This is a genomic window from Rhizobium sp. 10N414 (genome assembly GCF_056394785.1).
The window spans coordinates 1-15,739 of the sequence record NZ_JBFTIN010000071.1 but is presented as its reverse complement, the minus strand read 5'-3'; the positions used below and the strand labels follow the sequence as shown (position 1 = coordinate 15,739).

At 57.2% G+C, this 15,739-nt stretch carries 10 protein-coding genes and 2 pseudogenes; 7 read left to right on the top strand and 5 right to left on the bottom strand.

The genetic code is table 11. The annotated features are described in order from the left end of the window. Window positions 1-336 (top strand): annotated as a pseudogene (locus AC1DE4_RS30865) (ATP-dependent DNA ligase); the annotation flags it as partial. 355 nt (window positions 337-691) lie between these two features. Here the strand turns inward: AC1DE4_RS30865 and AC1DE4_RS30860 are convergent. Both AC1DE4_RS30860 and AC1DE4_RS30855 read right to left on the bottom strand, forming a co-directional pair. Then, window positions 692-1,873, bottom strand: coding sequence for a Fic family protein (locus AC1DE4_RS30860; protein WP_477884661.1), 1,182 nt, complete (start codon window positions 1,871-1,873; stop codon window positions 692-694). A 467-nt stretch (window positions 1,874-2,340) separates the two neighbouring features. After that, window positions 2,341-3,213, bottom strand: coding sequence for a LysR family transcriptional regulator (locus AC1DE4_RS30855; RefSeq protein WP_477884660.1), 873 nt, complete (start codon window positions 3,211-3,213; stop codon window positions 2,341-2,343). A 106-nt stretch (window positions 3,214-3,319) separates the two neighbouring features. On the opposite strand from AC1DE4_RS30855, the gene AC1DE4_RS30850 reads away from it, so the two are divergent. Next, the gene (locus AC1DE4_RS30850) at window positions 3,320-4,450 is read left to right on the top strand and encodes a Gfo/Idh/MocA family protein (protein ID WP_477884659.1); all 1,131 of its coding nucleotides are present in this window, start codon (window positions 3,320-3,322) and stop codon (window positions 4,448-4,450) included. A gap of 281 nt (window positions 4,451-4,731) precedes the next feature. On the opposite strand, the gene AC1DE4_RS30845 is transcribed toward AC1DE4_RS30850, so the two are convergent. Beyond that, entirely contained in the window at window positions 4,732-5,172 is a 441-nt protein-coding gene (locus tag AC1DE4_RS30845) for a winged helix-turn-helix transcriptional regulator (protein ID WP_192241801.1), read from the bottom strand. A 106-nt stretch (window positions 5,173-5,278) separates the two neighbouring features. On the opposite strand from AC1DE4_RS30845, the gene AC1DE4_RS30840 reads away from it, so the two are divergent. Both AC1DE4_RS30840 and AC1DE4_RS30835 read left to right on the top strand, forming a co-directional pair. Continuing rightward, window positions 5,279-6,523 carry an MFS transporter gene (locus tag AC1DE4_RS30840; RefSeq protein ID WP_477884658.1) on the top strand — a complete coding sequence of 415 codons (1,245 nt, stop codon included), beginning with the start codon at window positions 5,279-5,281 and terminating at the stop codon, window positions 6,521-6,523. Window positions 6,524-6,915: 392 nt separating this feature from the next. After that, a complete protein-coding gene (locus AC1DE4_RS30835; RefSeq protein WP_192241803.1) occupies window positions 6,916-8,112 on the top strand; it encodes an MFS transporter in 1,197 nt (398 codons plus the stop codon). Window positions 8,113-8,233: 121 nt separating this feature from the next. Here AC1DE4_RS30835 and AC1DE4_RS30830 read toward each other — a convergent pair. After that, a pseudogene (locus AC1DE4_RS30830) lies at window positions 8,234-8,575 on the bottom strand (transposase); the annotation flags it as partial. Window positions 8,576-9,013: 438 nt separating this feature from the next. On the opposite strand from AC1DE4_RS30830, the gene AC1DE4_RS30825 reads away from it, so the two are divergent. The 3 genes from AC1DE4_RS30825 (at window position 9,014) to AC1DE4_RS30815 (ending at window position 15,091) form a co-directional block, all read left to right on the top strand. Further along, a complete protein-coding gene (locus tag AC1DE4_RS30825) occupies window positions 9,014-9,991 on the top strand; it encodes an antitoxin Xre/MbcA/ParS toxin-binding domain-containing protein (protein WP_477884657.1) in 978 nt (325 codons plus the stop codon). A gap of 1,594 nt (window positions 9,992-11,585) precedes the next feature. Then, the gene (locus AC1DE4_RS30820; RefSeq protein ID WP_477884656.1) at window positions 11,586-12,323 is read left to right on the top strand and encodes a helix-turn-helix domain-containing protein; all 738 of its coding nucleotides are present in this window, start codon (window positions 11,586-11,588) and stop codon (window positions 12,321-12,323) included. A gap of 470 nt (window positions 12,324-12,793) precedes the next feature. Then, entirely contained in the window at window positions 12,794-15,091 is a 2,298-nt protein-coding gene (locus AC1DE4_RS30815; protein WP_477884655.1) for a PBP1A family penicillin-binding protein, read from the top strand. Window positions 15,092-15,424: 333 nt separating this feature from the next. On the opposite strand, the gene AC1DE4_RS30810 is transcribed toward AC1DE4_RS30815, so the two are convergent. Next, the coding region (locus AC1DE4_RS30810) for a LysR family transcriptional regulator substrate-binding protein (protein WP_477884654.1) at window positions 15,425-15,739 on the bottom strand (315 nt) is incomplete at its 5' end.

The following is a 15,739-nucleotide window of genomic DNA, read 5'->3' as shown; positions in this document are numbered from 1 at the left end:
GCACTGAAGGAACCCTTGCTCTCGGGTCTGGCGGCTCGCTGAAATGGGATGGCTACCGCCTGGCGGTGCATATCGAACCGCAAGGCGTCAGGATCCTGACCCGTCGTGGCCATGACTGGACGCATCGGTTTCCGGCAATTGCAGAAGCTGCCCGGGCGCTTGGGCCGGCGACGATGACCATCGATAGCGAGGCCGTGATGCTTGACGGCGAGGGGCGACCGGATCTCGGGCTGCTGAAAGTCGTTAGGCGCCTCCGGCAAGACGCCTGGCAACCGGGCCTCTGACGCCATCCTTTGTGCCTTCGATCTCGTCTATCTCAACGGCCATGACCTACGGTGAGGACAGTTGCTCGCATTCGGCTCCGTCGAGTATCGGCTACACCCCGTCGCGAGACGGAGGCGTCTTCCACCTGGTACCTTCAAGGCGGTAATAATCTTCAGAACCGGTACCTTCGGCAACCGGTCGCAGATGCAGAGAATGCCGGCGGATGCAGCTCGCGAAACAGATCCTCCCCGAGCTGCTCTAAATGTCGCTGAAGGCTTCCCCATTCGTTTCAATCGCCGCCGTAGCGGTCAACAAGGCGGCGCAGCTCCCGTTCTGTTCGCGTAATCTCTGGGCTAGCTGCGACCTTAGGTTTTGAATATCAACCTCCAATGCGGACATCCGCTCGAACCTTTGGCTCATCTATTTGTCATGAGCTGAGCGGCAAGGGATCGGTGCCTTCGCTTAGAATTGCAAGATATCGTGGATAGCTGAACACGCGGCCTCGCTTACGTCCGGTTACCTCGTTAACGATGCCTAAACGCTCCAGATCAGCAAGCGCTGCGTTGACGGTTGGGGCAGACAGACCTGTGATCTGGACAATTTGGTTCGCCGTGTGAAAAGGATTCTGCTGGAAAAGCTCGTGAATGCGAAGGGCCGACCCTGCTCTATCACTCTCCATAGTTATCCGCTCCCGATCCTCCTTGAAAAGATCGACTATCTGAGTAGCAGCCTCAAACGCTCGATTGGCAGTGTCGGCGACGCCGGCCAGGAAAAAGTCTAGCCAGGCTTCCCAGTTTCCATGTTCGCGAACCTCTTGCAGTAGCCGATAATATTCTCGCCGATGAGACTTTAGATAGAGACTGAGGTATAGCAGCGGCTTTCTCAGAACGCCGTTCATGCAAAGATATAGGGTCACAAGCAGGCGGCCGATACGGCCATTGCCATCGAGAAATGGATGGATCGTTTCAAACTGGACATGCAGCAGGCCGGCTTTGATGAGTGCCGGTAGACGCGAGTGCTCGTCATGGATGAAGCGCTCGAAAGCATCCAGGCAACCGGCCATTTCAGTGACGGGTGGAGGCACGAAGAGTGCATTGCCGGGGCGCGTGCCACCAATCCAATTTTGCGATCGGCGGAACTCCCCTGGATCCTTAGTGCCTCCTCGCCCACTGTGTAGGAGCCTGGCGTGCATCTCACGGATCAGACGCAACGACATGGGCAGCGTTTCCAGCCGCTCCAGACCATACATCATGGCATCAACATAGTTGGAGACTTCACGGATATCATCGACCGGCTGCCCCGCCTGAGCTTCAGTTTCAAACCGCAAGAGATCGGAAAGCGTCGACTGCGTGCCTTCAATCTGAGAGGAAAGAACAGCTTCCTTTCTCACATACATATAAAGAAACAGCTCCTGGCGCGGCAGCAGCATTGTGATACCATCCAAGCGCCCGAGCGCGCGCTCGGCCAAGCTGAGACGCTCCAGCAATGAAAGCACATCAATCGCCGGCTCGGGCGGCAACGGTGGGGGTACGAACGCCCGTACTGTTTCATTGGCAGCGATCGTCTCGACGAAACGACCCAACCGATGTTTGGATTGGGAATCAGACATAACCCAGTATCAGCCGCGCCCGTTATTTAAGCAAGGCGCACTTAATTTAATTAAGCAGCGGACTTAGATAAGAGCGCTTAATTAACGTGGGAGACATTGAACTCTGGAGCACTGATCTAGAGTAATCTGCGTAAGGGCACAAATGCGATGGCCAGGCAGCATTCAAAGTATCACATCCTTTCTTAAAGCTCGCCTCCTAACGGTCGCCCGAATGGTCGTCAGATAGGGCGTCAGGAAATCCGGCCGACGCGCCTCCTCGCCGGAAAATCGGCCGCCGGATGGCAATGGCGACGAGTAACGGACGATCCTCAAGGAGGCCGACCTTCCCGCCGGCACCGATCGTGAAGGTCCGGCGGGTAGGCGGCCGCATCTCACGAGGGACGATTGCTTCGGTCACCTTTTGGTTAGCTACTTGACCAAACGTTCCTACCTGTTGAGCGGTCCTCGGTCGCCCTCGCCGGAAATCCCTATCGGACCGCTAGATCAGGATAATCGGAGACGACTGTTACTACGAAATCCATCACTGCGCGCACCGCTGGAGTTTTTTGCAGGTCGCCGTGAACCACTAGCCATATGTCGCGCGCGAAGTACGAAGCGCCCTCCTCGATCCGAACGAGATCGCGGTCGCGTTCACCGATAAAACAAGGCAGGGCTGCTACGCCCACCCCAGCCCGCACCGCGATCAGGTGCTCGCTTGAGTAAGTCAGTTCGCAAACGACCGGGCGCCCGCCGGCAATATCAAGCAACCACGATTGTGCTGGCGTAGTATCGGCAAAAGTTTGGTCCCAGGCTATGAACTCCCAGCGTTCGGGTGCGGCTAAATGTGCATAGGATCGGTGCGCATAGAGGCCGAAAGCCATTGTGCCGATCTTCCGCGTGACGCTACCGGTTTCATCCGGCCTCACGAACCGCACAGCGACATCGGCCTCCCGCCGGCTGAGCGAAACACGCTGTGCTTGCGCGGAAAGCGAGAGCCGGATATCGGGATACTCCGCCCGGAAGCGGGTCAAACGCTCTGTCAGAAGATGCGTGACGAGCACTGGCGGCGCGCTGAGTGTGATCCTGCCAAAAAGCGGGGCATGAGCGGCTTTCGCCAGACGAGCAATGCTATGGGCCGAAGTCTCCATCTCCAAGGCCCGCTCGAACACCTGCCTGCCCAAGCTAGTAAGGCGGCAGGATCGCGGCAGGCGATCCACCAGCTTCACGTCAAGTTCAGCCTCCAGCGCGGCAAGCCGCCTGCTGACAGTCGCGTGGTCGACCTTTAGGCCGCGGGCAGCGCCAGATAGCGTACCGCTTTGAGCAACGGCAAGGAAATGACGGATGTCTTCCCAGTCGACCATCTGTGCAAAATCTCCATGATCCTTTGCACATATACCGAATTTTCGCAGGGAACGCATCCAGCTAGTTTTCGGGCATCAGGATTTTTACCACGAGAGAGCGAGCATCATGACCGGACAACGTTTCAAAATCGGCATCGTTGGCGTGCAGCCTGGAAGAAGCTGGGCTGCGCGGGCACACATTCCCGCATTGCGAACGCTCTCGGACACCTTCGAAATCGTTGGGATTACCAATTCCAGCAAAGCCAGTGCTCAAGCCGCCGCAGACGAGCTGGGAATTCCGAAAGCCTTCGCCAGCGTTGCCGAGATGATCGCCGCGCCAGACGTCGACATTGTCACCGTCGCGGTGAAGGTGCCCCCACACCTTGAAATTGTGAAAGCTGCGATCGAAGCGGGCAAACATGTCTATTGCGAATGGCCGCTTGACAATGGACTGGCCGAAGCCCGCGAAATGGCGTCTCTCGCCAAGGCAAAAGGAGTGCTGGGAGTGGTCGGGACTCAGGCGCGCATCGCGCCTGAGATCGACTATCTGAGACATTTGATCCTCGACGGCTTTGTCGGTGAGGTGCTGTCGACCACCTTGGTCGCGCGAGGCGGAACTGCACTGGGCGGCGGCACCATCCCTGACACGAAAACCTACGGGTATTTGCTGGACCGCGCCAATGGTGCAACTCTGCTCACGATCCCCCTGGGGCACACACTGGCGGCGCTAAGGGATGTGCTTGGCGAAGTCGCGGAAGTTTCTGCCGTAATGGCAACACGGAGACCCACGGCGATGTCAATCGACACCGGCGAAATGCTACCAGCATCGGCACCTGACCAGGTATTAGTGAGTGGGATTTTGGCCAGCGGCGCCCCCATTTCGATTCACTATCGCGGCGGCGCATCGCGGGACGGCAATGGATTGTTTTGGGAAATTCACGGGACGGAGGGCGACATTCGGGTGTCAGGTTCATCCGGCCACATACAAATGGTGCAGCTTTCACTGACGGGTGGACGCGGCGCAGAGAACGCATTTCGTGCGCTTGAGATTCCGGCCTCATACCGAACCGGTTGGCCTGAGGACGTGGAAGCTGGGAATGTCGCACGTCTCTATGCCAGAATGGCCAAGGATCTGCGGAACGGCACTCGTACTGCACCAAGTTTCGAGGATGCGGTCGGAATACACCGGGTTATCGACGCAATCGAGAGAGCGGCCGAAAGCGGATATCGAGTCGCGCTAAGCAGCCACGGAGCATAACTTCGGTACCTTGGGCTGCGAAAATCTTTTGGCATGCTTTGGTCAGTCGGATAAGCGACACACTTAGGCAACAAAAGCAGCGGGGTTTTGCTTGGTCAGCAACGTAGCCCCACCCGAGTAGAATTCTTTCGCACAGTGCCCGTTCGCCTTTTCTGCGTCCAGCGCTGCACCTGCGTGACAGAACCCCCACGACCGCTGTTGGCGGCCGAAAGGCGAGATTGACAGTAGACCGCTCTGCACCCGCAAGCAGCGGTCATACACACGCTCGTTCCCGAGCGACATCAGCCTGTTACCTGAGTGTCGCTCCAGACAAGAGAGCGACCATCGGCGGATCGGACCTCAAGCCGAGCGACTGGCGCGCGTTTTTCTCGGTCCACAAGCGAGGAACGATCCTCCCCGTCAGTGAACAGGTAATCTTCACCCCATTGTCGGAGTGCAACGATAACGGGGAACAGACCGCGTCCCTTTGCCGTGAGGACGTATTCGCGGTATGCGGTTCCATCCGAGGCTGGCACGGTTTCGAAAATCCCTCGCTTCCCAAGGTCGCGCAATCGGGTCGACAACACCCCTTTGCTTATGCCCAGCCCGTTCTGGAACTCGCCAAAACGACGCTTGCCGTCGAAAGCGTCGCGGATGATCAAAAGCGACCACCAGTCGCCGATTGCATCAAGAGAACGCGCGACCGGGCACCCGGCATTCCAAAGACTAACCCGTTTCACCATCGCTATCGATCTCCAATCCGGAAGCTGGTTCTATCTTAGAACTAGCTTTGAGGTGAGCCAAGTGGTTTCAACGTCAAACGAGTTGAAACCACGAGGAGCAGCCACGATGAGTGAGAACACAGCAGATGCCGCGAACAGGGTTCCAGCACATGGGTTGTCGAGAGTACAGACGCTGATCATCGCGGTGGCAGCAGGCGTGAGTGTGGCCAATATCTATTACGCTCAGCCCCTGCTCGATCTCATGGCGCATGACCTCGGCATCTCGTCCTCCAGCATCGGTCTTGTCGTCACGCTGACGCAAGTCGGATACGGGCTGGGCTTGATCTTCATCGTGCCGATCGCCGATCTCACCGACCGCCGAAAGCTTACCATCATCCAAGGGCTGCTTTCGGCGATCGCTCTTATCGTGGTGGCGACGGCCGGGGCCAAGACGATACTGTTTGCTGGCATGAGCGCGGTCGGATTGCTGGCTGTTCTCGTTCAGATACTCGTTGCCCAGGCCGCGGCCCTGGCGACGCCGGTTCAACGCGGCGGTGTGGTAGGCACGGTCACCAGCGGCGTCGTAACCGGCATCCTCGCAGCTCGATCCGTTGCCGGCACGATTGCCGATTTCGGCGGATGGCGGACGGTTTATCTGACATCTGCGCTGCTCACGGTCGCGATGGTTGGTATCCTTGTGCGGGTGCTGCCACGGCGAGCGGCAGAGCGGCATTCCGAAACATATCTCAACGCTCTCGTCTCCGTTCCATCCACGTTCCTGCGCGAGCCGATTCTGCTCTTTCGAGGCATTCTCGCGCTTCTGATCTTTGCATCCTTCAGCACGTTCTGGACCTCGCTGGTGCTTCCACTCAGCGCTCCGCCATTTTCCTATTCCCATACCTTGATTGGGCTGTTCGGATTGGTTGGACTGGCAGGCGCGATTGGAGCAACATCCGCTGGAAGACTTGCAGATAAAGGCTACGGTCGATGGACGACCGGAATTTCTCTTGCGCTCCTGCTCGCATCCTGGGGTCTGATCGCTTTCCTTCCACTCTCCATTTCAGTGCTGTTAGTTGGCGTGTTCGCGCTCGACTTGGCAGTCCAAGCCGTCCACGTGACCAACCTCAGCGTCGTGGTGAGCGTGCATCCGCACAAGAGTGGCCGCCTAATTGGAGGCTACATGATCTTTTACTCAATTGGCAGCGCTCTGGGTGCGATCGCCGCAACGGCAACCTACGCGCGGTACGGCTGGTCGGGGATTACCATCTTGGGAGCAGCTTTCAGCGGGTTTGCGGTCGCAGTGTGGATCTCCAGCCAGCTTTTCAGCGAACGCAGATCGAACAATCGTTCGGTCGAATGTCCCCACGGATGAGAGCTTTGGGCCGATAGCCAGATGCAGCCATATCCTGACTGTCACCATAAGCAGCCACTGCAATAGCATATCAGCCGTGCTGTTCGGCATTCGGTCTAGCGTTCAGTCGGCTTCTCGCCAGCGTTCGCTCGCGAGCGAGTTTACATGGTCAACCGGCCCGGTTGAGAGCCTCTCTCCGGGGCCCGGCCAGCGACCGTGTGATGGTGGAAATTCTCGGTATGGCACAGCGGTGCCGGAGCGGGGGTGGTCCACCTCATCAGGTCAAGGTCAGCAAGATTCGGGTGGTTTGCCTGGTGCTTTTATCGCCAACACTCTGCGGCGATAGAGAGTTAAGCGTGAGTGCCACGCCGATTGGCTCAATCGCATTGCGACACGAACGCTCGGAGTAAATGATGAACAAAGAGATATTTAAAAATGTAACGCAGCAACAAGAGTTACGAGGATGGGGGGGAGTTTGGTCACTATGCTTCGGAACCTTTGCTTTGGTATCGAGTGAACTCGCGCCGATCGCTGCTCTTCCTGTCATAGCTCGGGACTATGCGATAGACGCGGGATCAGTTGGCCTTGCAGTAACGCTTCCGGCCCTCGCGGCGGCCATCGCGGCACCTCTTTTCTGTTGGTCACAAGCAGACCGAAAGACGCTACTGCTGGCAATGATGCTGCTTACGTTCGTTGCCGATATGGTCGGCGCATTTAGTGGTGGTCTCACGCTTCTTTTGTTAGGGCGGTTAGTTCTTGGAGTATCTATCGGTGGCTTCTGGTCGATCGGAGCGACTTCCGCCGCGAGGTTGGTGCCACAGCATCTAAAAGGTCGAGCAATTGCGATCGTGTTCGGCGGAGCTTCCGCCGGCAGCGTCATCGGGTTGCCGCTTGCGTCCGCCATTATACAGGCACAAAGTTGGCGAGCAGCTCTCTTGGTTTTCGGCACTATCGCGATTTCCATCGCACTAGCCCAATTGTTTTTGCTTCCAAAACTGCAACCACAGAACAAATTCCATTATTCTTCTCTTTGGGAGCTTCTCCGCATACCAAATTTCGCCGAGGGGCTGGCCGCAACCTCTCTTTTAATTTCGGGCCATTTCATTGCCTACACTTTCCTCGCTTCTCTCATTGGGGAATTGCAAGTACCCAATGGAATTTCTCCATGGGCGTTCTTTGCTTTTGGATGCGCAGGACTTATATCAAACACCATATCTGGAGAATACGTACAAACGTATTTTCGCCAAATGGCGCTGTTGTACTCACTTCTACTAGGTCTTTCACTGCTTGCGCTTACCCTTACTCACAGCTCTCTAGTGGCCGCATTCAGTATAATCGTGTGGGGAATTGCGTTCGGAGGTATTCCCATCTGCTTGCAGGTTTGGTTGCTAACGGCCGCTCAGGATCGCCGCGAAATCAGCGGAGCGGCGTTCGTCAGTGTCTTTCAGATTTCTATCGCGGTGGGAGCGCTCGCTGGCGGGTTTCTCAACGAGAGATTCAGCATTCAAGGCAACATGGTCGCAGGTTGCGCACTCGCGGGGACGACAGCAGCGCTTATCGTCATCGGCCGAATTGCGAAACGTCTTTCCGGCGAACTGAGCCGATCATAGGCGGGTCGTTCAAAAGATCTGACTGCTTACGAATTGGCCAAGATGTGAAGCGTCTGTACGAAAACCACGGCCTTCCAACTTAGAGGTAACTCGGTTTGTCTGAACAGTTTTGGGCATTTCGCTAAGTGGATTTTCGCCTTGATTGTGCCGCGACTATCATTGGTGTCAGCGCGTTGAAGCAGGCCTGATCCGGCGTCTGCCGGTCAAGGGACGAATGTGGGCATCGGCTATTGTAAAAGGTCAGATATCGGCCGATGCCGACGCGGGCCTCGGATACTGTCTTGTCGGCGTAGAGGTAGACTTCCTCGTATTTGATCGAACGCCAGAGCCGTTCAACGAACACGTCGTCCCGCCACGCACCCTTGCCATCCATCGAGATGGCGATTTCCGCCTTCTTCAGCACGGCCGTGAAGTCCACCGAGGTGAACTGCGATCCTTGGTCAGTGTTGAAGATATCGGGGTCGAAAGCCCGTCCCGCGGCGGCGGGTGGGACTGTCAAGTGGCGTGGCGCGGAAGGTGGGAAGTCTTCTCGGGTCCGCTTACGGACTGGCGCCGAAGATGGACCGGCTTCACGGGCCGCTTGACCGGCCTGGCCGGCGATGTCATGGGGCGGATACAAACATGCGGCCCGGAACGGGCCGGGCCCCTCTCCTGACTCACTGCCCGGGGAGGACCGTGTCATTCCGTTGCAGATTTCCCGAAGAACGCCTATTTTAGGTGGATTCACGGCGAAGCTGCCGGCTTCAGCGCGTGGTGAGCCGCTAATATCGATTGACGAGAGGGCCACTCGACACTATGTCGAGAGCTAACAACTAATCCAGCGTCCTGAGAGACACGGGCTCCGGGCGGTTGGGGTAAAAAGCCGGCGCAAGCCGGTTTTTTTATGCCTTGGGGGTAGGGAGTGCCGGCGTTACGAACACGCGTCGATATCGACGGCTACAATCTTTACTATGGCTGCCTGCGCAAAACAGCGTTCAAATGGCTCGACGTTCTCGCCCTTTTCGAAACGCAAATCCTGCCGTCGATCCTCTATAGGCCAGCGCCGGGCGCCGAGCCGGCGACGATGACGCTGCATCCGGACAGCGCGATCAAGTATTTCACGGCCAGGATCATCGAAAGCGCTGCCAAGGGCGAAGATTCGGTGTCTTCGCAGGCCCAATACCACAATGCCCTGACGACGCATTGCGGTGGCAGGCTGTCCTTCGTGATGGGCCATTATTCTCTCTACAAGGCCAACCAGCATATCGTTCCCGCAGACGATCCAAAGCGCTGGCCGCGCGATTGCGACAAGATCCAGGTCTGGAAACTCGAGGAGAAGCAGTCGGATGTGAACCTGGCGCTTCATCTCTACGACGACGCCCTGAGCGGCGAGGTTGACCAGGTGGTGCTGGTCACCAATGACACCGACCTTGCACCGGCTCTGGAGATGTTGCAGGCGCGTTGCCCCCACATCGTTCGCGGCCTGGTGATCCCGACGCGCAAAGTCGGCGCGGGCGGCGATCTTGAACGCGAGGCAAACGTGTCGCTGGCGAAGCTGGCTCACTGGGTCAGGCGGCATATCTCGGAAGATGAGTTGCGGGCGTCGCCGTTGCCGGATGTCGTCCCCGGCCGCCGGCGGGCCAGCATCAAACCGCATTCATGGTATGCGAAGCCGCATCACCTCACGAAAATGCTGGAGATGGCCCGCCCGGTGCTGCGCACCGAAGGCGAAATTTTGAAATGGGCGCGCAGAGAGAGCGTGCAACTCGGCGGCCGTCGACCGATCGATCTGATAGAGACGGATGCTGGTGCGGTCGAAGTGTTCGACTACATCGAAGCCTATATCCGCAAACAGTTCGACAGGGCCGGCGATCAAGACGATCTCTCCTCTCAATCCTGAATTTGACGGGTGGGAAGGGAGCGCGAGGGATGGGGCCTCAGGGGCATCCCTCGTCCTGGCCCGCACCGCTTGGGTAGCGGTAAGGGACAGGCACACGCGCGCCGGGCTGATCGGCCTCCCTTGTAGGTCACAGTTCCTTCACTTGGGCAGACGAATGCGAGGACAGGTGGATGCGCCGCCTCATCGGCGCATATGCTCGCCTGCTCACGCCTTCAGCGCCGCCATCCTTTCGCCGAGGAGCCACAGAGCCTTGTTGAGCTTGATATCCTGATCGATGCCGTTGACGGCGCGGTCTTACGAGCATCCCGGGCGAACCGGGCAAAGCGCGATTGAATGGCGCTCCAAAAGCTCGCCGTGGTCGATCAGCAACTTAGTCCAATTTCCGCAAGTAGCAGTTCCGATGAAACGGCCAATACTCGTTCTACTCAGCGTAACCCCCGCACTGTCCAGCATTCGCGCGTAGCAGCCTTCGGCATCTGTCGAGGGTATCGAGATGTGGAAAGTCAAGCTACGATCCGGTTGATGCGCCGCTAGAAAGGCTCGGATTGTGGGCGAGGCGGCATCGTGCACCGCATTGATAGTGGCGCACACCATATTTTCTGCAATAATTTTATCAAGTGACGACATTGCGCTTTCTTTCCGATTACAGGCCGCCAATATCTCGACAGCTCCTTAAGTGTTTCGGCCTGAGGTTTCCTCGTCCAGAGTAATTGCGTGAGCCGAAAACAGGCTAAAGCGAGCGATGACTTACAACTTCCAACCGGGATTTGGCGAATTACTTGCTCGCCTTCGATATGATCTTCGACGGCTCCTTTCGTTTTGCCGCAGCGTGACGATATTGATCGTGCGACTGCATCATTCACCCTATCAACGCCGTAGCGATCAAGCCTGCACGCATGTGAAGATCCTCTGATGCGGTGGAGCGCAAAAGCCTAAGCTGTCAGGCGGCTTCAGTCGTTGTTCCTGCCTGGACGAGACTGACCGCCGTTCGGAGTTGCGACCGGTCGTTGAAGAGCTTAGTCGCCGGTTCTGCAAAATGATCCGGACATGACACGGACAAAATTCGCTTCGTCGATGCCACGGCTTTCGACCACGCATTCGAGACTGTCCTTTCGTCTGGAAAATGAGGTCCGGCCGGTACCCCGCGCCGTTGTTTTGACGAGATGTAGGGTTTGCTCGTCCCAACTACCACGAGCCGGATCCATAGGCGGGTAGCCGTACGAGTCGAAGATCCACCATAATGGATCGCGCATTACGGGATCAATTCCAAGTACGCCATGCGCGGAGAAGACTGATCCATCGCTTCGTTCCTCACGGCAATCGCACAACAGGAATAATCGGGGCTCGTCCCAGTGAAACCACCACGCGGTCTGAGTCGGCCCAGCGCCTCCCCAGGGGTTTGAATGGATTGTCCCCCTCCCTTCCCACCGACCGAGAAACATTTCGAGCTTTTCTCGCTCGTACTCAATCGCTTCCATGACAAGTTTCCGAAATCTGACAGTGGACAACCGATATAGGGGTTGGCTATATACGTCAATAATACTCCTTTTTTTATTGATATCGCCAAGCGGCCGAGTCTAGTAGGGACTTCGATATGATAACGATGCGGGATTTTCACCGCGAAATGAGTCCGTACAAAATGAAACACAGGCATGCCGAAGGGCAGCTTTTTCTCCTTCGCAAAGGTCTGTGCAATTTTACGACAGCAAGCAGCGCTTGGCTGATGACGCCCTACAAGCCCTGCTGGATACCGCCAAACGAAGTACATGAAACCGAAACGCTGGGACATGTAGAAGGCACAAGTTTTATGATCGACGAAAACCTGTGCAGGAGGCTTCCTAGTTCCTCGTTCGTGATGAAAGGGACAAACTTGATCTTGGCGGTCGTAGATAGGCTGAGGACGGTTACCCGTTCCAGTCTACGCGAAGGCAACTTGTTCGAAGTTCTGCTCGATGAAATAGCAGAAGGCGAGCCCGATCGGCTGCATTTGCCACTTCCTCGAAATCAGGCCCTCCGCAACCTGGCGTCCGCAATCTACAACCATCCAAACGACCGACGCAGCATGGAGGAATGGTGCACGAAGCTGGACATACCAAGCCGAACATTCATCCGCCGTTTCAAAGACGAAACGGGGCTTACCTTTGTTGACTGGCGCCGCCGGTGCCGCATTGTCCGGGCAATTGCGATGATGCGCGAGGGCCACGGGATAGACGCCATCGCTACCAAGGTCGGCTACCACAGCGCGAGTTCGTTTATAACCTCTTTCCGCCGGATGACAGGAACGTCACCGCATCAATTCGCTATTGAGAATCAACTTCGTGTCGGCCACTAGATTCAATCCCGATACGGTTCGTTTGCCTACGTCCCGATGAACGCATGGTTGCCAACACAATCACAAATACATCACACACCAGTCGCCACACTGACCAGCCAACGACGGATTGTCGTTTCTTCTGCTTCCGTGAAGCCCTACGTCTTTTTCGATTCTAGCAGACACAGATTTGCTCGCACCAACCCACTTGTTGCGAACTGGCGCCAGAGCGGCAATCCCACCATTTTTGCAAATCTTGCGATCGATTACGGGTCCCCCTCCTATGCAGGTCGATCAGCGCTTCGCAATGAAACCTTGGCAGCGACAAGATCGAAGCCCAAACTCGGCGAAAAAAATGTGGACAGCCCCCCACATTGTCAGCGCAACCAATAACATCACGTTCATGTAGAGGAAGGTAAGAGTGGCCGCCCCGCGCGTTGCAACTCCACCAAGGCGCGCTATCTTATGAACCAATCGTTGAGCGGTAACCTATGCCACGCCCTTCAAAATCCTCTATTGCGCGTGCCAGTGGCGCCGACAAGGAACCGAAAGCGGAGGCAAGCCTCGCACACGATCCCAGTTCTCACGAGCAAGAAGCATCCGGGTCGTTCACTCAAACCGATCAGCCCCCCTCTCCTAGAACTTTTAGCGAGAGCAGGCAGGCAGTCTTCAATCTTTGCCGTGCGCTCCGCCACGATCTGCATGCATTCTTCACCTCGGCCAAGGTGACGGCAAAGGCGGGAGCTTCCCAACTGTGGACGAAACTTAAGGCTTCGAAGCGAGCGTCTGTCAGACCGGTTGCTATTCGTCGCTGGTTGGCGATTGCACTTCCGAAAACCTTCACGCGTGTTCGCAGTCTTTTCATGGAGCTGATCAGACGCAGCCGGCAGGCATGGCTTCACACCAGCGGACTGAAGATCACGGTCGCATCCATTTTTGTTGCCTTCGTGCTGTTTGGAAGCAGCCTGTTGGTGTGGGCGCTGAAGGATGTTCCCTGGAGCGAGATCCGCGCCGGAACGCTGAAGCCCATCGTGGTTTTGGAAACTTCAAATGGCGAGCCGTTGGTCAGACAGGGGCCCTACCAAGGCCCCTACGCGCAATACGAAGCGTTTCCACCTCATCTGGTCGATGCCGTCCTGTCGATCGAGGATCGGCGGTTCATGGATCATTTCGGTATCGATGTCCGAGGTATCGGAAGGGCGCTGGTACGAAATTTCGCGGCTGGTTCGGTCGTCGAAGGTGGCAGCACGATCACGCAGCAACTAATCAAGCTGCAATACCTCGACAGCGACCGAACGATAAAGCGAAAGATCCAGGAGTTCGTGATCGCCATTTGGCTGGAGTGGAAACTGGGCAAGAAAGAGATCCTCACGCGTTATCTGAACACCGCCTATCTTGGGGCCGGCGCAACGGGGATGCCCGCGGCCGCGCGGATATATTTCAACAAGGACATTGGTGCGCTCGACTTGGCCGAATCGGCAATGCTTGCGGGATTGCTGCGAGCACCGAGCCAGTGGAATCCGATCGACAATTTCGAAGGCGCCCGGCAACGGACCTCGGTCGTTCTCGACACGATGGTTGCCAACAAAAAGATTGCAGCGTCGGTAGCAGAGAGCGTTAGAGCGCGGTTTGCTCAGTTGCATCCGACGGCACCTCCGCCGCGCGCCGGAAGCTGGTTTGCCGACTGGATCTCGCCCCAGGCGAGCGAAATCGCCGGAACATCGCCGGGATCGACCACTGTCCGCACCACGCTCGTTCCACACCTGCAGCAGATCGCTGAAAGGGTCGTCAAAAGAGCTCTGGACACTGAAGGAAAAACTAGGGGGGCGTCGCAAGCGGCATTGGTTGTGATGATGCCAGACGGAGCCGTCGTTGCGATGGTCGGGGGTCGCGACTACAAACAAAGCCAGTTCAACCGGGCGGTCACTGCGATGCGGCAACCGGGCTCGACGTTCAAACTGTTCGTCTATTATGCAGCCCTCAAGGCCGGCTTGGGCCTAACCGACCAAATCCTGGATGCCCCGATCGAGGTCAATGGATGGTCGCCAGAGAATTCCAGTGGCCGCTACCGCGGCTGGGTCACACTCGCCGAGGCATTCGCGCGGTCGCTCAACGCGCCCGCAGTGGCGCTCGCGCAGGAGGTTGGGCTCGACAAGGTGATTGCAGCAGCACGAGAACTCGGAATTAGTGCGCCGCTCGCCAACACGCCATCACTGGCTCTCGGCACATCGGAAATCAGCCTTCTTGACCTCACGAGTGCCTATGCATCCGTCCACCTCGGCAAAGCACCCGTTGAACCTTGGGGCATCGTTGATTTTCAGGCGTCGGGACACGAAAAGTCGTTTCGGGTTGGTCCACCGGCCACACCAGCCACTGATCTAGCGCAATATCAGCCTGATCTGCTTCGCCTACTCCAGTTGGTCGTCGAGCGGGGCACGGGGCGCGATGCCGACCCTGGCTCTTTCGCAGCCGGCAAGACCGGCACGAGTCAAAATAATCGCGATGCTTGGTTCGTGGGTTTCACAGGACCACTCGTTGCTGGCGTATGGGTTGGCAATGATGATGATACGCCGATGAAGGGCGTTACCGGCGGCGAACTTCCGGCGCATATATGGCGGGCTTTCATGCGCGAAGCACTGGCGGAGCCCGGGGCGAACCCACTTGTCAGTGCACAGGCCACACCACAGTCCTGCAACGTCAGGGCCTGCTCCCGTAGCTATCGTTCTTTCCGCCCGTCCGACTGTACATATCAGCCCTATTCTGGCGAACGGCGACTCTGCGAAAAGTGAACCCAGATGATGGGACTGATGGAGCTGACCCACGGTCTGTTCCACCTGCCTGTCGTGCTGCTCGCTTAGGCACTAACGGCAACGTACTTCCCTAATTGTACCGCTAGCGCAATAGTCGCAGAACGTGATGAGCCGCTGTGCCTCTCACCTTTGCGATGACGGCCATGCGACATCCCGCCCTATCTCATGAACGTCGGCAGATGCGGGCGCTGACTATATTATCATCCTGAACCATCTGAGGCACGTTACTGGGCTCAAACGCTGGGCCTCAACGACGCGGACGCCATCCTTGCTGATCACTGAACACCGAGGCGGGATGTCCCACGACCCACTCTACCGCCCTGCCCGAGCCAGCGACCGTGCGATGTCGACGATGTCATCACGGCCAGCGGTTGGGTCCTCTTTATTCCAGGCGATCCCAAGCCCGATCCGGAAGTCGATCCCGCTTACCTTCTTCAGCTCAAAGCCGCGATTGGGAAGATCAAGCGTCCATTCCGGGGCAAAGCCGATGCCAAGCCCGGCAGAGACCAGCGACACCAGCGCATAGGTGTCATCGCAGCTGAAGGCAATGTTGGCGGTGAGGTCGTATTCGGCGAACTTCTCATTGAAGTAGCGTTCCGAAAACGACAGGTTCTGCCGGTTGAAGGC

Bases quoted from the DNA above. Each gene is read 5' to 3' on its own strand.
- AC1DE4_RS30860 (WP_477884661.1), bottom strand. From the start codon at position 1,873: ATGTCTGATTCCCAATCCAAACATCGGTTGGGTCGTTTCGTCGAGACG.
- AC1DE4_RS30855 (WP_477884660.1), bottom strand. From the start codon at position 3,213: ATGGTCGACTGGGAAGACATCCGTCATTTCCTTGCCGTTGCTCAAAGC.
- AC1DE4_RS30850 (WP_477884659.1), top strand. From the start codon at position 3,320: ATGACCGGACAACGTTTCAAAATCGGCATCGTTGGCGTGCAGCCTGGA.
- AC1DE4_RS30845 (WP_192241801.1), bottom strand. From the start codon at position 5,172: ATGGTGAAACGGGTTAGTCTTTGGAATGCCGGGTGCCCGGTCGCGCGT.
- AC1DE4_RS30840 (WP_477884658.1), top strand. From the start codon at position 5,279: ATGAGTGAGAACACAGCAGATGCCGCGAACAGGGTTCCAGCACATGGG.
- AC1DE4_RS30835 (WP_192241803.1), top strand. From the start codon at position 6,916: ATGAACAAAGAGATATTTAAAAATGTAACGCAGCAACAAGAGTTACGA.
- AC1DE4_RS30820 (WP_477884656.1), top strand. From the start codon at position 11,586: ATGATAACGATGCGGGATTTTCACCGCGAAATGAGTCCGTACAAAATG.
- AC1DE4_RS30815 (WP_477884655.1), top strand. From the start codon at position 12,794: ATGCCACGCCCTTCAAAATCCTCTATTGCGCGTGCCAGTGGCGCCGAC.